Annotated in this window: 17 protein-coding genes; 13 read left to right on the top strand and 4 right to left on the bottom strand. The window is 52.0% G+C overall.

The window, feature by feature from the left end; all coding sequences use genetic code 11:
* Positions 1-194: 194 nt before the first annotated feature.
* Positions 195-830, top strand: coding sequence for a Crp/Fnr family transcriptional regulator (locus Dvar_RS37845; RefSeq protein ID WP_419658651.1), 636 nt, complete (start codon positions 195-197; stop codon positions 828-830).
* Positions 831-1,048: 218 nt separating this feature from the next.
* A complete protein-coding gene (locus Dvar_RS37840; RefSeq protein ID WP_419658650.1) occupies positions 1,049-1,387 on the top strand; it encodes a hypothetical protein in 339 nt (112 codons plus the stop codon).
* Between the two features lie 97 nt (positions 1,388-1,484).
* Here Dvar_RS37840 and Dvar_RS37835 read toward each other — a convergent pair whose 3' ends face one another.
* Positions 1,485-2,708: a fibronectin type III domain-containing protein gene (locus Dvar_RS37835; RefSeq protein ID WP_419658649.1), complete on the bottom strand. Its 1,224-nt coding sequence runs from the start codon at positions 2,706-2,708 to the stop codon at positions 1,485-1,487.
* A gap of 311 nt (positions 2,709-3,019) precedes the next feature.
* Positions 3,020-3,274: a hypothetical protein gene (locus Dvar_RS37830; RefSeq protein ID WP_419658648.1), complete on the bottom strand. Its 255-nt coding sequence runs from the start codon at positions 3,272-3,274 to the stop codon at positions 3,020-3,022.
* Between Dvar_RS37830 and Dvar_RS37825 the strand changes: the two genes are divergently transcribed.
* The 5 genes from Dvar_RS37825 (at position 3,273) to Dvar_RS37805 (ending at position 7,809) form a co-directional block, all read left to right on the top strand.
* Positions 3,273-3,530, top strand: a complete 258-nt coding sequence (locus Dvar_RS37825; RefSeq protein ID WP_419658647.1) for a hypothetical protein — start codon at positions 3,273-3,275, stop codon at positions 3,528-3,530. The two genes, Dvar_RS37830 and Dvar_RS37825, sit on opposite strands and share 2 nt — an antisense overlap.
* A 511-nt stretch (positions 3,531-4,041) precedes the next feature.
* Positions 4,042-5,568: a DNA recombination protein RmuC gene (rmuC, locus tag Dvar_RS37820; RefSeq protein ID WP_419658646.1), complete on the top strand. Its 1,527-nt coding sequence runs from the start codon at positions 4,042-4,044 to the stop codon at positions 5,566-5,568.
* A complete protein-coding gene (locus Dvar_RS37815) occupies positions 5,549-5,881 on the top strand; it encodes a cupin domain-containing protein (RefSeq protein ID WP_419658645.1) in 333 nt (110 codons plus the stop codon). Before rmuC ends, Dvar_RS37815 begins: the two co-directional genes overlap by 20 nt.
* 284 nt (positions 5,882-6,165) lie before the next feature.
* Entirely contained in the window at positions 6,166-7,428 is a 1,263-nt protein-coding gene (locus Dvar_RS37810; RefSeq protein WP_419658644.1) for a porin, read from the top strand.
* A gap of 156 nt (positions 7,429-7,584) precedes the next feature.
* On the top strand, positions 7,585-7,809 hold the full coding sequence (locus Dvar_RS37805) for a hypothetical protein (RefSeq protein WP_419658643.1): 225 nt from the start codon (positions 7,585-7,587) through the stop codon (positions 7,807-7,809).
* 110 nt (positions 7,810-7,919) lie between these two features.
* Here Dvar_RS37805 and Dvar_RS37800 read toward each other — a convergent pair whose 3' ends face one another.
* Positions 7,920-8,786: a YitT family protein gene (locus tag Dvar_RS37800; RefSeq protein WP_419658642.1), complete on the bottom strand. Its 867-nt coding sequence runs from the start codon at positions 8,784-8,786 to the stop codon at positions 7,920-7,922.
* A gap of 171 nt (positions 8,787-8,957) precedes the next feature.
* On the opposite strand from Dvar_RS37800, the gene Dvar_RS37795 reads away from it, so the two are divergent.
* Positions 8,958-9,884, top strand: a complete 927-nt coding sequence (locus Dvar_RS37795; RefSeq protein ID WP_419658641.1) for a nitroreductase family protein — start codon at positions 8,958-8,960, stop codon at positions 9,882-9,884.
* On the opposite strand, the gene Dvar_RS37790 is transcribed toward Dvar_RS37795, so the two are convergent.
* Positions 9,875-10,171, bottom strand: a complete 297-nt coding sequence (locus Dvar_RS37790; RefSeq protein ID WP_419658640.1) for a transposase — start codon at positions 10,169-10,171, stop codon at positions 9,875-9,877. The two genes, Dvar_RS37795 and Dvar_RS37790, sit on opposite strands and share 10 nt — an antisense overlap.
* Positions 10,172-10,985: 814 nt before the next feature.
* Between Dvar_RS37790 and Dvar_RS37785 the strand changes: the two genes are divergently transcribed.
* The 5 genes from Dvar_RS37785 (at position 10,986) to Dvar_RS37765 (ending at position 16,814) form a co-directional block, all read left to right on the top strand.
* On the top strand, positions 10,986-11,954 hold the full coding sequence (locus tag Dvar_RS37785; RefSeq protein WP_419658639.1) for a calcium/sodium antiporter: 969 nt from the start codon (positions 10,986-10,988) through the stop codon (positions 11,952-11,954).
* A gap of 157 nt (positions 11,955-12,111) precedes the next feature.
* Positions 12,112-13,185, top strand: a complete 1,074-nt coding sequence (locus Dvar_RS37780; RefSeq protein WP_419658638.1) for an HD domain-containing phosphohydrolase — start codon at positions 12,112-12,114, stop codon at positions 13,183-13,185.
* Positions 13,186-13,364: 179 nt separating this feature from the next.
* Positions 13,365-14,531 carry an acyl-CoA dehydrogenase family protein gene (locus Dvar_RS37775; RefSeq protein WP_419658637.1) on the top strand — a complete coding sequence of 389 codons (1,167 nt, stop codon included), beginning with the start codon at positions 13,365-13,367 and terminating at the stop codon, positions 14,529-14,531.
* 234 nt (positions 14,532-14,765) lie between these two features.
* Positions 14,766-15,557: an electron transfer flavoprotein subunit beta/FixA family protein gene (locus tag Dvar_RS37770; protein WP_419658636.1), complete on the top strand. Its 792-nt coding sequence runs from the start codon at positions 14,766-14,768 to the stop codon at positions 15,555-15,557.
* Between the two features lie 30 nt (positions 15,558-15,587).
* The gene (locus tag Dvar_RS37765) at positions 15,588-16,814 is read left to right on the top strand and encodes an FAD-binding protein (RefSeq protein ID WP_419658635.1); all 1,227 of its coding nucleotides are present in this window, start codon (positions 15,588-15,590) and stop codon (positions 16,812-16,814) included.
* Positions 16,815-16,819: the final 5 nt, after the last annotated feature.

Below are 16,819 nucleotides of genomic sequence, written 5' to 3'. Positions count from 1 at the left end.
AATATGTTATGGATGCCTCCGGATCGAGTTCGGGTCAGGCTTACCAAGTCGGGTATGACGTACCCGCGACGTTTTGCGAATTTATCGACATTCATACGTTGGTGCAGTGTACAAAACACTTGGATCATAAGACAGGAGATTGGTGAATGTAAGCATCTGAGGCTTCAATTATTCAATCAATACAGTGAATAGACATGTTAGAACGCGTATCCCTTTTTTCAAACTTAAATGACCAGGACATCACCGACCTGGAAGGCATCTGCCTGGAGCGGACGGTGCCCAAGAACACCCTTTTGATCAACGAGGGAGATGAAACGGACTGCCTGTATGTACTGCTGAGTGGCAAGGCCCATGCCCTGCGCAGTGATGAAGCGGGCAGGCAGTTCGTGATCAATCGTTTCGGTCCCTATGATTATTTCGGCGAAATGAGCCTGTTCGACCGCAGCGCACGTTGCGCCACGGTAATCACCAAGGAAAAGTGCGCCTTGATGGTCCTGACGCGCAAGGCGTTTTTCTATTTTGCCGCCGATCATCCCGAAGTGTACCCCAACATGATCAAGAGCCTTCTGGAAAAAGTAAGAAAAGCCACTGAACTGATCGGGGAGTTGGCCTTCATGGACGTTTATGGGCGGCTTTCCCGATTTTTAGTGGAAAACCAGAATGCCGACGGTGTTATTGAGGAAAAACTGACCCAGCAGGATCTGGCCGACATTGTCGGTTCCTCCCGGGAAACGGTTTGCCGCATTTACAATGAACTCGTTTCCGGGGGGTATATTGCCAAAGAGAAGGGGCGTATGAAGATTATGAAGCCACTTCCTTACGAATTCTAACCCTCAAAGCTGCCTTTCCCCCACACCCCCCATCAGAAGGATTCTTCCCGGCTTGTGAAAATGCGCAAGGTGAGCCTTTAGCACTTAGCTGTCAGCTAACCGCTCAATTTGTGTGCCAGATCACATTTTAGGTGTGAATTGCATCACATCCTTGGACAGCCCTCTGCGTTAATTTAAACCTAACCCATCGCACCATTTCCATCAAGCAGGAGGGCATCATGACAACGATTCCCGTCGCCAGCCAGACCCAACAACAAACGTATTGGCAAACGTGCGCGTGTTGCGGCCGTCGCATCAGGCTTTTGGAAGATCAACAGAGTCTGCTGCTTTTCCTGGCAGAAAAAACGCTGCAACGGCGTGCCTTTCAATGTATCAACTGCAAAACCGTAATATGCCGGGAATGCCGGGAAAATGGCGCCACATGCGTTTGCAGAAGCAACGCATGGCTGGCAAGGCCGTATCTGGACCTTTCAATGCAGCATGCTGCCCTGAATGAAAACCAAGCGAATCGTTCTGGACAGTCCGATGGCTTTAAAAAAATCAGCGAGATAAGATAAAAGTGTTCACCTGGCGTTGGAGCACTATTTCGAACACCATCGCCTTGAGTTGACTTTTTCGCATATTGATGACGTTATTATCAAACAGGCGCTAAGGCTATTTCCCATAAACCACCACATAGTTACTGCGGGTTTCATCAGATGATCCAGGACCATAATTGCCTCCTAAATCGACAATTTCCCCGGCATCGAACATTTTGCGGTAGACCTTCAAATACGGTTGCGTACTCAAAGACGTATAGATTCGATAATCTGAGCGAAGTTCCCAGTCTTCCAACCAATTGGGGATTGATGCAGAGCGGCTGTCAAACAGCACATAAACCCACCAGTCAACTGTATTGGTAAAGTTGATATAACCGCTGGAGGCGCTATTGTATCTCTCATCATTGGGCGTTTGAATCAACGTGCGCCCGATCATCCAGTCTGGGATTCCACCCGTGATGTAGTAACTTCGGTCGGTGTATAAATATGCCCGGGTAGCCACTGAGGATTCTTCAAAACTGCCTGCTAAACTACTATCGGCCGATGTTGTTTCATCTGTGTTATCACTAACACCACCACTGCCATCGCTGTAAAAAACAATGTAATTGCTGACCGTATCACCAACAAATCCGGTAGCTTTGTTGGCCCCCAAGTTGACAATATCCCCTTGCTCGTAGACACGACTGTATATATTGAGATACGGCTGAGTAGACAGGGAGGTCTCGATAACATCACCGGTGTCGATAAAGCCATCCATCCAATTTGGAAGCGATGTCGCCCGACTGTCGTAGGCCACGTAGACGGTTCCATCGTAGGGCATTGTAAACGTCAGGTAACCACTGGCATCGGTGCGATTGCGGTCGTCATTGGGCGTGATTATCGCCTCCATATCGTCATAGAAAGAAGTTACGCTGGTCAGCTGATAACTCCTGTCTGTATAGTACTCGATACCACTGGTAAGCGTGGTTTCGGCAAACTTTGAGGCTAAAACGCCGCTATCACTACTGTCAGTGTCATCAGCGGGGTAGAAAACTTCATTGGAGCTACTGCTTGTCGTGCTGTCGGTATAGGCTCTGACCACGAAATAGTAGTCGGTCTGATCTTCGAGATCGTCTATCGTACAGGTGGCGGCCGTGCCTTGCCAGACGGGATCACTGAAATTGTAGGACTGTCCACTCTCGCGTGCGAATACCTGGTATCCATTGATATCACCATCAACGGCGTCCCAGGCAAGTGTCACATTAAACGCCATGGTGGGGGATGTTGTAAAGAAGATTGTCAAGAGAGAGAAAAGGATGAAAACGATGCAGGCAGTTCTATTAAGCCCTTTTTTCTTCATAAGCTAACCCAATTTTCCTGTTTTAAAGTTTGTTGTTGTGTAATTATTTGAATTAATTAAATAAAGCATCTATATTCGTTTGTGCAAAATTATCCTATAGTACTTCCTGCGGCACGTTTACTGTTCATGCCCAACCCGGAAAACGGTACCACCGGCGAACGCAAGTGATTTTCTCGGCTGACTCCAATTGCACAGTTACACGCTGTGTGACTGCCAAAATGCGTCTTTCAAACGCCAAAAGAGAGCTGGGTTGATCTACACTTTTGGCAGCCGATCGAGCCTTGAGAAAATGGATCGCCTATTTCAACCGATCAGGCAGCGATGGCCTGATCGTTAAAGAGAGACATGGCAGAATGGCCATAATCAATGGTTAAAAAGCCACAGCATTCGCTGGGCTTATTGACCCACCACAAAAGGCGGATTGGGCGTTTTGAGCGGCCAACGCTTTTCATGGCTATATTAGGGAGACCTATTGAATCGAACGTAGTGATGAAACCGTAGTGCGCTTTTTCACCCACAAAGAATTGCTCAAAATAAATATGGCCGCGCAAACAAGACAAAACCATGCCGCAAACCTTTATCGGTGATCTGAGTCAATGGGCCAAGCCGATGTCGACCTATGTTTTGCTGGTGGATCCAGCGTTGAAGATGATCGGTGTCCGCAAAAGCGATGGGAGAAAAAGGGGCGAAAAACACAGGTGTAACAGACGGAGGACATCTGCGTATGAAGGGCATTGGCATGATATGCTGTCGTACCGGATGTCTTTTGCTGTGGAAGCATTTCATCCAGATACACATGCCTTTTTTGAATCAGGCCCATAAAACAAAACGGTTTCATTTCAAAGAACAATCAGCATTTTGATCCTGAATACACTCAGAAAACAAACTGCTTCAATCAGGACGTTATCCTGAAGGCAGATATGAAAGCAATTACTTTGCCAAATTGGGATAAATATTACTATTCGGTAGTAATGTATTGTTTTAAAGCTTTTATTTTTAATAAAACAATGTGAATGGTTACAATTTTGACGTGAAGAGAAGCCGGATGGGAAAATTTTGAAACTTTACTGCGAAAAAGTCGTAATCGAAGTCGACAAATTTTTCAAGGTTGGTAGTAAAGCATTTCAAAATGGAAAAAAATATAATCGATTCTGCGCGAACAATAAAGGAAAAACAAGGCATGCCGCAGGGCAATCGCAAGTAGAATCAAAAACTGATTAAACCGTTGTCCTTTGCAAGATGCGCCTGGTATGGATTTATCTTGCCAACTCACGTATAAATAAAGCCAGTAAAATTATAAAAAGGGCCGCGGCCCAAATAATCAGGGGGATTTTTGGACCTTACGCAACTCCAGATCATTTATTGGGTCAGTGGTATCGCCGGTGTGTTATTGATTGCCGTGGTCATTCTTGTTGTGGCCCGTTACCGCATACAGGCCGATTTCGATTCCATGAAACGGCTTTGGGAAATCGAGCGGGCGGGCATTGAAACGCAGATTGCCGACAGCCGGCAACAGCAAGACGCGCTGCGCGCCGAGCTGGCTGCCGTATCCGATGCGCTGGATCAACGCCGTAATGAACTGGCCGACGCCGAGGCCCGAAATGCCGCGCTGGCGAAAACCGCCGAACGGATTCCCGCTTTGGAACAGGCGCTGGAGAAAGAAAGGCAGGGGCAGGATGCGCTCCAGGCGGACAACATTGGTTTGGAAAAACAGCTCTCCCAGCTTTCCACCGCCCTGGATGCCGAGCGCCGGCAGGCCGAGGAGAAAATTGCCTTGCTAACCGATGCCCGGCAGCGCTTGACCGTGGAGTTCAAGTTGCTGGCCGAGCAGATTCTGGACGAAAAGAGCAAGGTCTTTACCGAGCGCAGCAAAACCGATATGGACGGGTTGATCAGCCCATTGCGGGAGCAGTTGGGGGCGTTCAAGAAACGTGTGGAGGATGTTTACGACAAGGAATCACGCGACCGGGCGGCGCTGTTCAACGAGATTGGTCACCTGAAAAACCTCAATGAGCGCATCGGTAACGATGCCCTGAACCTGACCAATGCCCTTAAAGGGAATGTCAAGACTATGGGCGGTTGGGGGGAAGTGATCCTGGAACGTGTTCTTGAGGCTTCCGGCCTGGAGAAGGGCAGGGCCTACGAGACCCAGGTGAGCCTGACTGATGATCGTGGTCGCCGCTTTCAGCCGGACGTGATTATTCGGCTGCCCGAGGGACGGGATGTTGTCGTGGATGCCAAGGTATCGCTCAAAGCCTATGAACGGTATCACAGCGCTGCCGATGATGGCATCCGCACCGCGGCGATGAAAGACCATCTGGCCTCCCTGCGCAGCCATCTCAAGGGGCTCAGCGATAAGCACTACAACGATCTGGAGGGCATCCGTACCCTTGACTTCGTGCTCATGTTCGTGCCCATTGAGGCGGCCTTTTTCGCGGCTCTGACCCATGATCAGTCACTTTTCAGTGAGGCCTTTGAAAAAAACGTTATCTTGGTCTCCCCATCTACCCTTTTGGTGACGCTCAGAACCATCTGCAACATCTGGCGCTTTGCCGACCAGAATGAGAACGCCCTGGAAATTGCCCGACAGGCCGGTGGACTGTACGACAAATTCGTCGGTTTCATTGAGGCGTTAGAGGAGGTGGGGCGCCAGCTGGACCGGGCCAAGGGGGCCTTTCGGACGGCCCGGGACCGCCTTTCCACGGGCAGGGGCAACCTGGTACGGCGGGCCGAGCAACTCAGAGCGCTGGGCGTGAAAGCCAATAAATCAATGCCGGACGCCTATGCCGCAGTTTTGGAATTGGAAAACAAACATGTAAACACTCAATCAAGGAGCGACGATGTTCAAGAAACAAGCTAATCTGGCCTGCCGCCAACTGATCGAAGGCGTGCAGCTTGGCACCATGGTGCATGGAGAAAAAACCCTTATGGCGCAGTTCAGGCTTGAAAAAGGCTCGGATCTGCCGGATCATTCTCATCCGCACGAGCAGACCGGGCTTTTGATTTCCGGGCGAATTATTCTTACCATCGATGGCGTTGATCACGAGGCCCTGCCTGGGGACAGCTGGTGCATTGGGCCCGATGTTCCTCATTCGGCCCGAGCGATTGAGGATTCTGTGGCCGTGGAGGTATTCTCGCCGGTAAGGGAGGATTACCTGAAATTTAGCTCATAGCTCGTTTTCATGAACACTTTTTTGTGATATGCAAATTGATAGTGAAAGCCACAATTAAGTCGTGTTCTCTCCTTTTCCTTTAATCATATACGATGGAATCATTTTAAGTGGCAATTTATCCTTAAGCTCTATTGCGCTCCGACAATTTTGGTTTTCATTGCCCGCCGTTTTATCCATTGGTCCAACTTATACCTTGCTACCCAAGCGGTTTATGGTTTCGATTGGACTTGATGGAAAAGGCTTCAAATAAACGCGATGAAAAACGTGTGCAAAAGGAGGATCGGATGAGATTCAGGAAAAACGGTAAACCGTTATCGTGGGTGGGGGCTGTCTTTTTTTTCTGGTCACTATCCGTCGCTACGGTTTGGGGAGCGGATGATAAAGATTTGGACCGTTTGGAAAAAACGATCCAGGAACAGCAAATCCGAATAGGGGTTCAGCAACAATCGCTGGAACAGTTACAATCGCAGGTGGATGCCCTAAAAGAGAACAACGCCGCGGCGAGCAGCCCTGCGGCCATAAAAAACGAGAATCCCAAGGCAATCGTCAAAATTTACGGGCAAATCAATAAAGCCGTGCTGATCAGCGATGACGGTAATGACACCAATACCTACCTGGTGGACAATGACAATTCCTCCACTCGCCTGGGCCTTGTGGGGAGCATTAAAACCAACCGCAGGCTTGAAATCGGCACCAAGATTGAAGTCGAATACCAGACCAATCCAAGCAATGTGGTCAACCAGGTCGTCAGGCGTCCTGACGATGCTGGGTTTGAAAAACGCCATCTGGATCTTTGGTTCGATGCCGGTCTTATCGGTAAATTGTCTCTGGGATGGGGGTCCACCGCCTCGGACGGCACGGCCGAAATGGACCTGTCCGGAACCAGTGTGGTGGGATATTCGGACGTTGCCGATATGGCCGGCGGCCAGCTCTTTTATGATGGCAATACAAACAGCCTCACGGGCGCCTCGGTGAGCGGTGCGTATTCCAACATGGACGGTCTGGGCCGCGACGAGCGCATTCGCTATGACAGTCCATCGTTTCACGGCCTCACCGGAGCGGCTTCTTATATCAACGATGGCGGTGGCGATGTGGCCGTCCGCTACACGGCCACAATCAATACCTTTAAACTGGCAACGGCGGTTGCATTTTCCAATCCGGGCAGTGCGTCGAATACGATTGACGAACAGCTGGCCGGTTCCGTTTCCACCCTCCACGAATCGGGATTAAACGTTACGCTTGCCATGGGGGTGCGCGGACATAAGCAAGCCGGTCGGGATGATGGGGCCTTCTTCTATTCCAAATTCGGTTACCGGGCCCGCTGGTGTCCCCTGGGTGCCACCTCCCTGTCGCTGGATTACGGTCGCTATTCCGATGTCGGGCAAGATGGCGATGATGCCGACACCATCGGTTTTCAGATGGTGCAGGATATTCCGCAGTGGGGCACTGAGGTTTACCTGGGATGCCGATTTCACAAATTGGATCGCAATGGGACGGATTATGACAGCATCAATGCCCTTATGCTGGGAACGAGGGTCAAATTTTGACGGATTCGTCAAAAACCCGATATCGGCGTTACGCTTCATCCTTCGTCACTGCGGAGTACGATCAGTACGCCTCATTCCTCAGGATTCGCAAGCCTTGATCTCGGGCTTTTGACGAATCCGTCCGAATGGCGACTTCTTACGAGGGTCAAATTTTAAATGGAAACCACATTGAAACATTTTTTCAGGATCGGTCTGGTCTGGATCACGGTGATCGTGATCACCGCCTGCGCCTTGACATCCACGCCCTTTGAGTATCACGACGATCGGGAGGAAAAGCACGGCCCGGGGCTTTTTTCGGGTGAGGATGGAGGATTTGTCATTACCACAGAGCCGGCGTCAAAGACCGCCGATACTGAAAAACCGGTCACCGCCGATCAATAGATTGGCAACAAAAAACAAGCGCCGCCGGATTCCCTCTCCACAACGGATCCGGCAGCGCCCTTTTTCTATTGACCCACCCATCACCCATCACCCATCACCCTTCACCCTTCTTAGTATACTTTTCGCCGCGAAAACCCGCGACCCAACACATTAAACGTGTTTTCGGTAATGATGAATGCTTCTGGATCGATGGAAAGGGCGGCTTCTTCCAACCGCTTGAGCTGGTAATTGTGAACCACCGTGAGGATAACCTGTTTTGACTTGCCGGTATAGGCCCCACTACCATTCAGAAAGGTCACGCCCCGGTTGAGCCGTTCCTTGATGGCGCTGGCGATCGTCGTGTTGAGATCGGAGATGATAATTACCATCTTGCGCTGGTTGGAAAAGGTCATCACATAATCCATGGTTTGGGACGAAATGAAACTCATGAACAGGGAATAAAGCACCAGATCCGCTTCAAGGGCACCGAAACTGAACGCGAACAACAGCAGATTGAAAGAAAAGAAAAATGATCCCAGGCGAACGGAATATTTCTGATTCAGGATGACGCCGATGATGTCAAGCCCACCGGCTGATCCCAAGGAGTGGAGAATCAGTCCTGATCCAGTGCCCATCAGCACGCCGCCGGCCAGCACGGCCAGTATCGGTTCCTGGATGGGGGCGATAAAGCAAACCATATCGATAGAAAACGACAGTGCGGTCATGCCGTAAAGGCTGTAAAAAAAGAAGCGACGGCTGACATGGAGCCAGCCGACCAGGAATATGGGGATGTTGACCAACAGGTACCATAAACCCGGTGACAGCAGGCCGCTGACATAGTAAATCAGCAAGGTCAGTCCGGAGACACCACCGGTGATGAATCCTTTGGGAATGGCGATGGATTTCAGACCGAGCGCAAAAATGATCGCGCCTGCGGAAATAAGGATCAGATTCCAGACGACGGATGAGATGATTTTGTGATAAAAAAGCTTTTTCATGCCCACGACCCTTTATTGCCAAAAAAATCGGTTAAGATGAACGGTAAATGGCGATGGTTTCTTAAAAGAGGCCACCAAACGGTTGCCCCCCAAGATGGATACGGCAACTTTTAAAGGCGAGGAGTTTAACCGCATATTTCCTTATGTCAAGCCACCTGGCATTAAAAAAAAATGAGTAACTTAGAAAAAACAGACCCGGACCGCACCGTAACGGCCCTGATCGATGCGGATCGATGTATTGGATGCGGCATGTGCACGCTGGTTTGCCCGCTGCAGACGCTGGCCATCGAAAACGGAAAAGCGGTAATCCGTGGCACTGACTCGCTTAATTGTGATCATTGTGCCGCGGTTTGTCCCACTGAGGCCATTCAGGTGGCCTCCATTGATTCCAGTCTGTACCGATTTAAAACATTTTCAGCCAATTGCAGCTGGTTGCCCCACGGCCGTTTCGACACCGCCTCCTTGGTTAACCTGATGGGGTCGCGGCGGTCCTGCCGCAACTATACCGACCAGTCGGTGGATCGTGAATTATTGGAGGATCTGGTCAAAATCGGTATCCTGGCACCGTCCGGCTCCAATTGCCAGCCATGGACGTTCACGCTTTTGCCGGATCGGGCCGCCGTCAGTCGGCTGGGCCAACAGGTCGGTGATTTTTTCAGGAAAATTAATCGGATGGCCGAAAAACGCTGGCTTCGTTGGGGACTTAAACTTTTTGGCAAGCCGGGGCTGGACAATTATTACCGGCTTCATCATGCGACGGTGCAAATGGGCCTTTACGCGTGGGACAAGCAAGGGCGTGATCTGCTCTTTCACGGGGCAACGGCTGCAATCGTTGTTGCCGCCCGAAACGATGCCTCCTGTCCGAGTGAAGATGCCCTGCTGGCCACCGGTCAGATTCTGCTGGCCGCGCATGCCATGGGGCTTGGCACCTGCCTGATCGGATTTGCCATCGAGGCCATGCAAAGAGACCGGTCCATTGTCCGCAACCTGGGTATTCCCGAACAGGAAACCGCTTATGCCGTGATTGCCCTGGGATGGCCCGATGAAACCTACCAGCGCACCGCCGGACGCAGGCCGGTGACGATCCGTTATGCATGATCCGATGCCGGTGCAGGCTGCGGGAGTGTTATTTTGACAAATTTTCGGCAAGCCGGATAGTTGCGGCATCGATAGCGGACCGCATTGGTTTCCCGGCGATAGACGTGCATGGGTTCGTTGCAGATTGGGCAGACCGGCCGCGTGGCCATTTCGCTTTGCCGTCGTTTGACAACATATTGCCGGTTGCAGATCAGACAAATGTGCCTTTGCTTGCCGTTTTTCGCCCGGCCGTAGCGATAAAAGGCGGTTGAACCGCAACGGGGGCACTTGTGGATGTCATCGACCATTGTATCTGACGTTTCTTGGATGTGAATTCCCCCTGTTGCAATATCGGGGGCATGTCGTGCCTTAGCCGGGACACCAAGGCCCAACAGCTGCATGATATTCGATTATTGTTAGGATTGTGTAAGCGCCTGTTTGATAAATCCATCTAAGGCCCGCTACCGGCGCCTACAAGTGGCTAAAAATGCTCACATATTACATATATGCGCAGCAATTGAGCCACTTTCCGCCTTGTTATCAAGCCTGATCCAGACTTCTCAAACAAACTCAAAAGATGGCAGGGTAACCGCATTTGGAATTTCTTTTCTATTTTTTCTGAATGCACGGATTTGCCCGCTGTTTTTGAGGCTGAAAAGGGCGGTTTAAGAAACCCAAGCTGAGCTGCCAGCTTTTAGCAATCAGCCGTTAGCCCTGCTTTTTCTTTGATGACATGGTGATACCTGGTTGAAGCCCATTCACGGCATTGTGGTTATCACGGCCACCGTAGGGGCAACCCCCCGTGGTTGCCCTTTAACCCTCCCAGTGATTTCGTTAGCCGATCCACACAACAAGATTTTGGCCCGACTTCAAAACCAAGGCAGGCACAGGGGCCTGCCCCTACGACCCGGGTAGCCGCATATTTTGAATTATTTCAAATTATTATAATCATTCGAATTTTTAGCCTATTTTTACTATCATGTGAGTCGGCATGGATTATTTTAAATGCGATTACCCTGGATTCAAAACCGATGGACATTGAAATCCATCGGTAACAATGTCATATAGAGGCCTGTTTTTGACGAGCCTGTTACCATTGATCCATGAAAGGGAGCCAATTAATTGCTTACCCAATTTTTTGCATTTGTTGCAGGGCTGCTGCTGCTTTACTACGGGGCCGGCTGGCTGGTACAGGGTGCATCCAGTCTGGCCCGCAGCCTGGGACTGACTCCCATGGTCATTGGTCTTACAGTGGTTGCCTTTGGCACGTCCGCTCCCGAACTGGTGGTCAGTCTGGTGTCGGCCATGAAAGGCAAAAGCATGATCGCTCTAGGCAATGTGGTGGGCAGCAATATTTGCAATATCGCATTGGTGCTGGGATTGACGGCAGTGTTCCAACCGGTGACCACCAGCCGCATTGTCATTGTTCGCGATATCCCTTTGATGCTGGGCATTTCCGCATTTTTACTATTGCTTTCCCTGAATTCGATGATTGGCCGGATCGAAGGGGTTATCCTGTTTAGCGGGGTTATTGCCTACACCTGGTTTAATTACGCGGTGGCATTGCGCGTCAATCGGACCCGGCCCAAAACCGGCGATGCGGATCAACCGGCCCCAGCCTCCGGGTTGATGGAAAAAAAATGGATTCAGGGGGCGATGGTTATCGCGGGCACGTCGGCGGTGGTGGTCGGTGCCGATTTGCTCGTGGATTCGGCGGTGAGCATCATGTCCGCCCTGGGAGTCAGCGAGAAAGTGGTGGGCCTGACGGTTGTGGCCTTTGGCACATCCGTGCCGGAGCTGGCCACGTCCATTGTGGCGGCCCTGAAAAAGGAGATGGATATTTCCCTGGGCAACCTGGTCGGCAGCAATGTGTTCAATCTTCTCAGTGTGGTCGGCGCCACGGCCATGGTCCGGCCGATACCCATTGCCGGCGGGTTTTTCCACAGCGGTCTGGTAATCGATTATCTGGTCATGATGATCGTCAGCGCGATGCCGTTGATTTTGATGAGACGGGACTTGACAATTACGCGCAGAAAAGGTCTGATTTTAGTTGCCTGTTATGTTGGTTATGTGATCTATTTACTCTTCTAGTCCCGCTACCGGTGCGATTGATTTTTTAACTGCCAGAACTCCTGAGCGTTTTTCCCTTTTGATATTGCTCTTTCCTAAGCCGAGTGACTGGTTGCAATACGTGCATCATAACAATCCATTCAATACTCCCTAAGGTAACATGTTGAGGAGGCTTTCCATGAACGCCGAGACAACTGAAACAAATGCATCCCCGCTGATTTTGGTGGTGGATGATGATGATGATATCCGCGATATCCTGTCCTATGGCATCAAAGGGTCCGGCTGTCGGTGCCTGACCGCCGACAGTGGCGAATCCGCCTTGGAGCTGCTCAAGGTCGAGCCGGTTGAGGTCGTCGTTTCCGATGTTCAAATGTATGGGATGAGCGGTTTGGAATTGTGCCGCCTGGTCAAGGCCGATTTTGATGCCGATGTGATCATTATCACCGGGCTGGTCAAAAATTTTCACTATGAAGAGATCATTGCCGAGGGGGCCAGCGATTTCATTGAAAAACCTATCCGCTTGGCAGAGATTGTGGCGAGGCTGAAACGGGTTTTAAACGAGCGACAGATCCGGGGCAAGCTCAAAGACACCGCCAGGGAACTGCGACACAATGTGGCCCGCTTTCAACAGGCCATGGAAGGGTTTGTCCAGGCTATTTCCCTGGCCGTTGAGATGCGCGACCCATACACCGCCGGCCATCAGGATCGCGTTGCGGATCTGGCCGCTGGCATTGCCAGGAAAATGGGACTTGCCGAGGATCGCATTTACGGGTTGCGCATGGCCGGCGTGATCCACGATCTGGGCAAGATCACCATCCCCGGAGAAATTTTGTGCAAGCCGGGTCGCCTCAGCGGACCGGAGTATGAGATGATCAAGACCCATGTCCAGTCGGGCTACGATATCCTTAAGAAGATCGATTTTCCATGGCCTCTGGCCGATATTGTCCTTCAGCATCATGAACGCTTGGATGGCTCGGGCTACCCGTGTGGTCTGAAAGGAGATCAGATCCTGCTCGAGGCCAGGATTATTTCCGTGTCGGATGTGTTCGAGACCATTGGCTCCCATCGACCCTACCGGCCGTCCTTGGGTGTCAAAAAAGCCATGGATGAGTTGAAAGAGAACAGCGGGCGCCTGTACGACCCCGATGTGGTCGAGGCCTGTTTGTCGCTGGTCAACCAACCGGGGTTCAAACTCAAAAGCCCGATCAAGGGCAATCGTGTGGTGGTCACCACCCAGATGCAATCGCTTTGACTGGCGATTATCACCAATCCGATTAATCCGTTCATATCAGGTTCAATGGCTTTAACCGTGTGATCGCGGCTTGCGCCTGTCCTGCCAGATTACCTGCGTTTTTAAGATGATCCGAAAAATTCAATGTGTTGACAATCACTGAATTGGCAGATAAGAAGTTTCGTCTTTGGAAACACGAAATGGGTGACGGTCCAATCATGTTGAATCAGCTGAACCAGAAGCACGAAATGATCCGCAGTACGGTAAGGGAATTTGCCGAAACCGAGATTAAACCAATCGCCGGCGCATTGGAAAACGAGGCCGTGTTCTCGGTGGAATTGACCCATGCCATGGGCGACATCGGCCTGTTCGGGATGGTTGTCCCCGAGGCCTATGGGGGCCAGGGATTGGATTATCTGGCCTACATCATCGCCGTGGAGGAGATCGCCCGCATTGATGGGTCCCAGGCCGCGACCGTGGCGGCCGGCAACTCCCTGGGCATCAACCCGCTGCTTTACTTCGGCACCGAAAAACAGAAACAAAAATATCTTCCCGATCTTTGCAAGGGCAAAACGCTGATGGGATTTGGATTGACGGAGCCGGATGCCGGGTCGGATGCCGGTGCTTCCCGCACGCGGGCCAAAAAGGACGGTGACGACTGGATCATCAACGGCAGCAAGATGTTCATTACCAATTCAGCGACCCCCATCAGCAAAGGCACCATCGTTCAGACCAATACGGGGGCCAGTGCCAACGGAAAGCCCGAGCACACCTGTTTTGTTGTTGAAAACGGCACCCCTGGATTTTCTGCGGTTTCCATGAAAAACAAGATGATGTGGCGCGCATCGAACACGGCCGAGTTATATTTTGAGGATTGCCGGGTGCCCGGTGACGCCATTTTGGGAAACGTCGGCGATGGATTCAAACAGATGCTGCACACGTTGGATGGTGGCCGCTTGTCCATTGCCGCCATGGGGCTTGGGTGCGCCCAAGGGGCCTACGAGGCCGCCCTGCACTACGCCCAAAATCGCAAACAGTTTGGCAAGCCGCTGACCAAACACCAGGTGGTTGCCTTCAAACTGGCTGACATGCACACCCAGATCGAAATGGCCAGGACGTTTTTGTATCAGACCTGCCGACTCCGGGACAGCAATCAGCCCTTTGCCAAAGAGGCGGCCATGAGCAAGCTCTATTGCAGCGAGGTTGCCAAATCGGTGACCGATGAGGCCGTCCAGATCCACGGGGGCTATGGCTTATGCAAGGAATACGCGGTTGAACGGTTCTATCGTGATCAGCGGCTGCTGCAAATCGGCGAAGGGACTTCGGAAATGCTTAAATTGGTTATCTCCAGGGCTATTGGCTGTTAGCGCCTGTTTGACAAATCCGTCTAAGGCCCGCTAACGGCGTTGGAAACTGTCTCAAAATGCTCACATATACCATATATGCTCCGCTTTTGAGCCACTTTCCGCCTTGTTATCGGGCCTGATCCAGACTCCTCAAACAGGCGCTTAGATCGTGTCCACCCAAAAATGACCAAGCAATCTTAGCTTTGGCCGATCTCGGCGTTACGCGAAAAATTTTATCCTCGGAATATTACGACCATGAACATAGTTGTTACGGTTAAACAAGTCCCCCGCACCCAGTCGGTCAACATTGATTCCCAAACAGGAATCATGGAGCGCGGCAGGGTGCCGTCCATGATCAATCCTGCCGACAAACACGCCCTGGAGGCCGCCTTTTGTCTCAAAGCGGCAATGGACGATAAGGCAACGGTGACTGCCCTGAGCATGGGACCGCCCCAGGCCGAAGGGGTTCTGCGGGAGGCGCTGGCCATGGGCGCGGATCAGGCGGTGCTGTTGTGCGATGCGGTTTTTGCTGGGGCGGATACCCTGGCCACGGCCTATACCCTCAGCCGGGCCGTCAGGAAATTAAGGGATGTTGGTATCATTTTGTGCGGGAGCCATTCCATTGACGGCGAGACCGGGCAGGTGGGCCCCCAATTGGCGGGATTTTTAAACGTTCCTCAGGTGACCCATGCCGATTCGATTGTCTGGCATCAGAGGAAACTGACCATTCGAAGTCATTTCGAGTGTGCGCATCGCATCATCCAAGTTTCACCGCCGGTGCTGATTACGGTATCGACAAGCCTTAACAGCCCCCGCTACAAGACCATGAATGGCGTGTTGCGGGCCTTTCGGGATAAAACTGTAACGATTTGGCAACACAGCGACCTTCATCTCAATCCCATACGCATCGGTATCAATGGGTCGCCGACCCGGGTCCAGAAGATTTTTTGTCCGACCTATGAAAATCGCGCGGCTGTTCATACCGGGGACCCGGTCGAGCTGGCCGAGGGGATGGTCGCCCTGTTAGCGCAAAACAACTATATCTAATGAGAAACATGTGATTGGAAAGCCCTAGTTATGCCAGTCGTAACCGATATGACCAAATGCAAAGGGCAGGCGTGTCAGCTGTGTTTGCCTGCTTGTCCCTACGGAGCCATTGTTTTTGCCGACGGGAAAAAGATTATTACCGATGCGTGTGTTCACTGCGGTGCCTGCATCGATACGTGTGCCTTTGATGCCATCCAGGTTGCGTCACCCGATAGCCGCCTGCGCATGAATATTTCCGCATTTAACGGCATCTGTGTGTTTGTCGAGCAGACCAATGGATGTGTGGCCGATGTCAGCCTGGAACTGCTGGGCAAGGCCCGCGAACTGGCCGATGAGCTGGCCGGGCAAAGGCCAGCGGTGACCGTCACGGCCCTGATCATCGGTGGGCCTTTTGGCGATCTGCCGGCCCGTTTGATCGAAAGTGGTGCCGACCATGTGCTGATGGTCACGGGAAATGATTTGGGCCCCTACCATACGGAGATTTTCACCGATGTGGGTGTCCATGTTCTGGCGGAACTGAAGCCGGAAATACTGTTGTTTGGGGCGACAGCCATGGGACGGGATTTGGCGCCCAGAATTGCCAACCGGCTGCAAACCGGACTGACCGCCGACTGTACGGCCATGCAAATCTGTCCGCAGGAGGGCATTTTGTTGCAGACCTGCCCGGCGTTTGGCGGGAATGTCATGGCCACGATTGTTTGCCCGGACAGGCGCCCCCAAATCGCCACGGTTCGGCCGGGGGTGATGATGGCGGCCCCTATCCAAAAGGACCGTCGGGGCACCACGGAAACGGTGGTGGCGCGCATCGATCGTCATGACTATGCCACGCGCATCGTCGATATCGTGGCTTCACCGCCCCCCCCTTGCCGACTGAGCGATGCCAAAATCATTGTTGCCGGTGGCCGGGGGGTGAAAGGGGCCAAAGGGGTTGCCATGCTCAGGCGGCTGGCCGATGCCCTGGGCGCTGAACTGGCTGCCTCCCGCGGGGCGGTGGATGCCGGATGGATAGACGCACATTGCCAGGTGGGACAAACCGGAGAAACGGTCCAGCCGGATCTGTATATCGCCTGCGGCATTTCCGGTGCGGTTCAGCATCTGACCGGGATGATGGGCGCCAGGCACATCATCTCGATCAATAAAGATGAAAAGGCGCCCATCAACCAGATTGCCCATGATGTGTACATCGGTGATTTGTTTGAAATCATTCCCATGGTCACCAAACAGCTCGAGGCCCGCTGCGCCTGCCAGGGCCAATAAGCCTG

The organism is Desulfosarcina variabilis str. Montpellier (assembly GCF_048565275.1).
Taxonomy (GTDB): domain Bacteria; phylum Desulfobacterota; class Desulfobacteria; order Desulfobacterales; family Desulfosarcinaceae; genus Desulfosarcina; species Desulfosarcina variabilis.
The sequence above is the reverse complement of the archived record's forward strand: the minus strand, read 5'-3'. Positions and strand labels throughout refer to the sequence as shown.